This window comes from Deltaproteobacteria bacterium (genome assembly GCA_029860075.1).
In the GTDB taxonomy this organism is placed as follows: Bacteria; Desulfobacterota; JADFVX01; order JADFVX01; family JADFVX01; genus JAOUBX01.
Genome location: JAOUBX010000139.1, coordinates 1 through 6,497, shown reverse-complemented (window position 1 = coordinate 6,497; position 6,497 = coordinate 1). Strand labels below are relative to the sequence as shown.

The following is a 6,497-nucleotide window of genomic DNA, read 5'->3' as shown; positions in this document are numbered from 1 at the left end:
CATTAGCGTCAAATATTGTAGTACCTCTATTCGTGCTTACAGTTGCAGATAGCAAATTATAGCCGAAGTAATCACTTCCTGTCACATCGATTGTGATATAACAAAACTCTCGTTATGGCAAAGCTATAATGAGAGTAAATATAGAAAAAGGGGACAGATTGCTTCTGTCCCCTTTAATAAGTTAGAGTTCTATCCTTATTGGCAACATCTATAATAATTCATACTAAAACTTCTCCAAATAAAACTTACCATCACGATATACAACCAACCAAGACAAGTCTTCGCTGTTTCCAGCAATCGCACCGTCGAACTGTCTGATAAGTTTTCTTGCTTTAAAATCGTAGATATATAATCTATTTTTCGCATCCGTCCTTGATGTCATGCCATCAAAAAAAACTTTCCCATCATTTCCCCAAATAAATTTTTGTGGATTTCTTTCTGAGATAAAGCTAATCTCTTCTGAAGGCAGTGCCGCAGTGGTTTTTACTTCATAAATCCTAAACGGTGACCAATAGGGTGGTTCAAACTCCGTCCCAGAGGTCATCATATAATATCTACCATCCAATGAGTAATCGACATCTTCAAGCGTCTTTGGCGTTTCTATTACCTCACCTGAGTCATAGTTGTATATAATCCACTTTTCTCCATTCCATAGATGAAGCGTCCTTTCTTTTTTACTAAGTCTTAAATGTTTACCCAAAACTGAAAGTTTTATCTTTTTTTCCTCTGCAATATCATACAACCAGACACCATCCGGTTTCAGAGCCATGTCATATGCACCTTTTCTAATAGACTTTTCACCTGTCACAAATACAACTTTTTTGCTATCTGGGTGCCAGGCAAATTCATAAACTGCCCCTCTGATCTCCGCAACTTTATTCCAGTCCATGTTAAAGATTAAAACAGAGTTCTCCGTCGGACAGAATCCTGCAATATAATTATCATCAGGTGATAGTTGTAAACCACTAAGAGAACAATCTCCTGAATAAAGCATTTTTTCTTCTTTATCTTCAAAGCTATATCTGAATATCATTTTAAACTTATTTTTATATTGCTTTGCTTTTCGAAATGACCAGACATATATATCAATACCTGTGTAATAAAAATTTTCCTTCTTTGAATCTAAGGTGCCAACATAACCCAATCCTGCCTCAACCTCTGAACTAAGAAAAATTAATAAAATTATAAACAAAGTAATTCTTCTGTACATTCAATCCTCCTATTTATTCTGCAACGACCGGTGTGAAATTAATTTTAATTTGCCCTTCTGTACCTCTTCGTATACTTTTAACAGTTACAACTGCTTCACCAGGTTCATTGCTCGCTCTTAACTGGAATGACATAGTCTCATTATCAGAGATTGAAACATTTTGACTCTGGCTTACATTATTTCCAACAATTATCTGTCCACTAGTTGTACTCGCTGTCACTGCCACAAGGTTATAACCAAAATGATCTTTCCCATCAACATTAATTGTAATAGTTGAGTTGCCATCAGCAGGCATGGACAACGGACTCGGTGATAAAGATATATCACCTACAGGTATATTAACAATTGGAAAATCTGCATGAAGATGATTGTGATGTCCATTTGCATATCTGATTTGTCGATTGGGATCATCAATAGACTGTTCTATCCCTGTACCTGCCACAACATATACTCTAAATGCACCCTCATTAAATAATATTTCAATCAATTCTCTTGTCAATTCTTCATCAAATAAATCTCTAGTCGGGGAAGTAAGGCTTATATCAACCGATCCTTCAGTGTTATTGTTCCTAACAAACCGTATATCTACTCCTAAACCATTCTGATGTGTTACATGTTGAGGAAATGGCCCGCCGCCCTGTATGCTAATATCACCAATACCAATTCTTGCCTCATTCGGAAATGACGTATTATTATCAAAAATATTATCATCATCATCGTCATTATGGTCTAGGTCAGGATGCGTATAAATATTGCTCTTATATGTTTCAAGATTAGGTGCACCATCGCGTACAAACATACTCTTTTTCATCGGATATATATCAGGATATAAATCTATCCAGGCTTTTCCCACATTTTCCAGAATCATAAGTGCACGTAATGCACCGTAATTATCGATATCATCAATAGGATCAAGAGACCTGAAATAATAATATCCTTTATTAGAATTTGCTATTCTCAATCCGTTTTCAAGAAGGCCCTGTTTTCCTTCTACTCCGTTATAATTACCATAGTTGCCTCTCTCAACAGAGAACACAGAACTCTCACTATTGGTATAACCGGAATCAGGGTACAACGGATACAGTTCATTCTCAACTTCAATATAATTGTTTATTGAATCGTCGTCCCAGTCATCATCCATGTAAAGTTCATAGATACCGATATCTTCATCAGTCAGCGGATGTCTTATTTCTGCATCATCAGAGTCTAGTCCAATAAGAATTTCCTTATCAATAACCTTACCCTCATCTAGTTCATTTGCCGATAGTACATAATTATACCAATTGTACTCTTTGTTTATCTTCTCAAACGTACTTATATATCCATCACGGCTATCTTGATGAGAGACTTGTGTATTAACAAGCGCCCTGTCAAAACCTGTTGCCGTACCATTCATTATCGCTTTTAAAACAGTCACAGTATTATTGCCATATAAACCATCAGGCGTTATGCTGCTTCTCTGGTTTTCTTTACTTACGACTTCTTCCAGCGGTGGGATAATATGATTCATCATCATCTGCACAGAATCAAAACCTCGTTCATTAGGCTCACCACCCGTCGTCTTGCTTTTATGAAGCTCATCTGCAACCAGGTCCTTAGCACCATACTTTTCATAGGTATAAACTGCCGTTCCGTCCAGCACTTCCTGCAAGTTTACATTGGCATTGGTACGCACTTTCAATTCTACCGTCGTCCTTTTCTTCCCTTTCTCTTCATTATGCATGTACTTCCCATCGATTGATGCATCATAGATTTCATAAATCATGGTGATTTTCTCTGTGTCCCAGGGAAATAAGCTATCCGTCGTCAGGTGGAATTCGGCTAGCCCATCGTTAAAAAGCGCACACATCTTCGTAGAACTTGCAGGACATCTTTCCCCGTTCCTGCCACTTAATCTGACACCCTTTGACGGTTCGTAGGAAACAAGCCGTGCATAAGTTTGTCCGTCATTGAGCAGTTGATTATCACTATTCCTGCCTTCAAGAAGGATTCTCTTCCTGCCGCTTTCAACACCATTACTGACATAACCCAGTGCAGGATAATAATCATTACAGGCGAAAAATTCATTTTCGTTGCAAAAATGCGTTAAAAAGACAGGATCAATGTCGAGGACTCTTAAACCAGTGTCTTTACTTGCCATATAAAGCCAGCCGTCTTTTACGACAATGCCCTTGATATCACCCACGTCCCCTTTATTTAACGCATCACCAAGCAAAGCATTTTCAATGACATTTAGCATGAGCGGATGATATGGATTCTTAATATCGATGACATAAATTGCCCCGCCTGAAGCAATATATACAAGCCCTGCCTCCCTGCTTATCTCTATATCAGAAGCAATGACTTTAAGCAACGCATTATTTTTATCGCGTACTTCAGCCATCACAACGGGTGCCGTAGGACTGCTGAGATCAACCGTATGGATACCACCGGTGCGGCTGCTTGTTACGGCAAGGTCGATTACCTGATTCATGCCTTCATCATTCGTAAATTCGAAACCTTCCACCGCTGTACCACGGAAAGCATCGTAAACACCTGCCTCTGGTGTAACATAGCCTGCTATAACCGGGAAAGAGGGCATCGAGATATCAAGTACCACCGGATAACCTCCAAAGGTAGTAAGGAAGGCCTTTGTTTTACTATACACAGTGATATCACTCGGCTGTCCAAAACCTTCACTTTGGGTATTCAGCAAGCTGGTGATTGACTGACCGGGCATATCCGGACTATATGACCGGGCAGAATTAATATCTACAGTATGAAGCCCCATACCATTGGTGGAAACATAAGCGTAGCCGTTTCTTAGCGCAACCTTCCCCGGCAGACCCGACCAGGCCTCTGCCAACCGCTCCTGTCCTATTTTAGCGGGCTTTTCAGGATCAATAGTAATATCATAAAAACGAACATAACCGTAGTTACTGCCACCATAAATCCTTACGTAATCGGTAATGGCAAGGATGCCTCTTTCGGGATCAACGGCGATACCGCGAAAATCAAATTGAGGTGGAGTAAAGCTATACTTAATGACAGGCTTCATCGGATTGGATACATCCACAACATGCCAACCTTCATTGCCGGCTGCTATATAAGCATAGGTTTTAATGCCAACCTCATGAATAGCAATATGACGGCCACCACTAAAAATTTCACCCTCAAGATCATAGAGTCTCGGTTTTTTTGTCGTGAAGGTGCTTATCCAGGGTTCAGCCATTGCCATATCGTCAAGATCTTTAATACCGGTTGTCACATGAATTTCATATTCATGGTCGTAAAAGAGGTTCCCTTTTGGTTGAATCACACCAAGCATTTGTGTGCCATCCACCATAGGGTAAACATAGGCTGGAACAAGAGCATTACCACTCTTATCAAAAAGGTAGAGGTTAGTACCATCAATAGTCTCCTCTTTTATACCCTCATCAAAGGTAACGGTAACAGGCATAGTTATCATAAAATCAGTCGCTTTATCTATAGGTGTCGTATTAACTATTTGGGGGGGGCCGGGTTTCCTCTCCGGCGTTGCACCTTTTTCTACTGCTTTTAAAGAAAGCTGCCGTGAAGTACTCTGTCCCGATTGGTCATCGGCAATAACAGTAAAGGTATAGGTCCCGGCACTTTGCGGTTTAAAATACCTGGCACTGCTGCCTGCAAACTCCGCAGTGAAAAAAAGATCATAAAAATGCTTTGTCAGGCTCTTTGGGGGATCACCACTAACCGATTTCTCCGTTGCAGTGCCTGTTTCAATCAATCCCTGCTTTATTGGATTTATAGAAGTATCCTGGGATTTAAAACCAACAGAAAGAGATACAGATTGTAAATTCTCATCGACGATGCTGACAGGCATTTCAAGGTTTGTTCCAATAGCTATCGTACCGGCAATAAAAGCTTCATTCTGATGGTCTGCATCCTGCTCGGTTGCAACGGCAAGATTCATCGTGATGGATGGCGCTTCAGTGTCAGGAAGTTTTGTATCCACATCTGCAACCCTGATATTAAAGTCATCAACCAGATATGGTGGTTGACAACTGTAGATACCTGAGAAATCAAGTGGGGGGCCAAACCTATGGTATACTGTCATGTTTCTTGCGTAACGACAGGTTTCGGACATCATAAAATCAACGGCAGCGTATTTGCCATCCTTATTGCTAATTGCAACAGTTCCACCAAGTCGAATAATAGCTCCCCTTACAGGGATATCTTCACCACCTGCCTGATAGCCGCTAATACCATCTTTATCCCAAAACACTGTACCTGCAACGGTAAGCGTATCATAGGTTGGCTTGTTAAAGAGACCTACAAGATATATACCTGCCTCCATAATCCCGAGGAAAGGGGGACTGGCTGTAACAAGTCTGCCATCAATTACCTTCATGGAATCAATCATCTCATAAACATCTTCCTCTGTACCATCAGGTAAAATTATATGCCGCTGACGTAAAAGATAGGGAAGGGATGCTTCCGTCCAACCATCCGGCAGAGGTAAGGAAAGTTCCACCTCTTTCTGAAAGTTTTTACCTTCTGCTTCTATCCTGACAGCACCACCAAATAAAGCACCAGGTGGATAAGGCTGGAGTAAATCAGCTTCTGTTAATAAAGTAACATTGACTACTGTCGGATAAGCTAGAGCGCCAGGAGAAATGTTCAGACTTATTCCACCCTCACCCTCGACAATACCTCCCTGAGATGTAACAAGGTATCTGCCATCGTCTGTTTTAAAAGTAATATAACTTATCAGCGTCTCATTGCCTGCGTCATCCATGAGCACAACACGGATCACATCACCAAGCGTTGCCTGAATACGTGCCATAAAGGAACCGTCACTTAAGGGACTGATACCGACAATCATGCCTGTGTCATCGTTTATGATGAGAACGGCTGCCCCGGCTTCCACCGTGCCCGGTGTGGCTGAAATATCGATATAACCCTCGTCATCAGGGAAGGTGGAAGTAATACTTCCCGCAGGTGGTGCAGGCGGTGGCGTTGTGTCTTTTACGGTAAAGGTTGAAGTATAACTGCCGCCCATGGCAAGACCCTGCATGTCCTGTATGGTTCCCGCTACGACTACCGTGTGTACCGTCTCGGAAGCAAGCAGTTTTGATGCGTAGAAAGAAAGGCTTAAACCATCTGCGGCAAGTGACAGAACGCCTGTTATGTTTGTTCCGGCGGCATTTGTCAGTGTTATTGCTCCATCTGTGGCAGAGCCTTTGGATATTGGCTCACTGAAGGTGACTACAATCTGGCCTTTATCGTCTGCTCCTGTTGCACCGTTTGTTGGACTGATTGATACGAC

Annotated in this window: 2 protein-coding genes; both read right to left on the bottom strand. The window is 41.3% G+C overall.

The window, feature by feature from the left end:
- Positions 1-223: 223 nt before the first annotated feature.
- The gene (locus tag OEV42_21130; protein MDH3976773.1) at positions 224-1,210 is read right to left on the bottom strand and encodes a hypothetical protein; all 987 of its coding nucleotides are present in this window, start codon (positions 1,208-1,210) and stop codon (positions 224-226) included.
- A 13-nt stretch (positions 1,211-1,223) separates the two neighbouring features.
- The coding region (locus OEV42_21125) for an Ig-like domain-containing protein (GenBank protein ID MDH3976772.1) at positions 1,224-6,497 on the bottom strand (5,274 nt) is incomplete at its 5' end.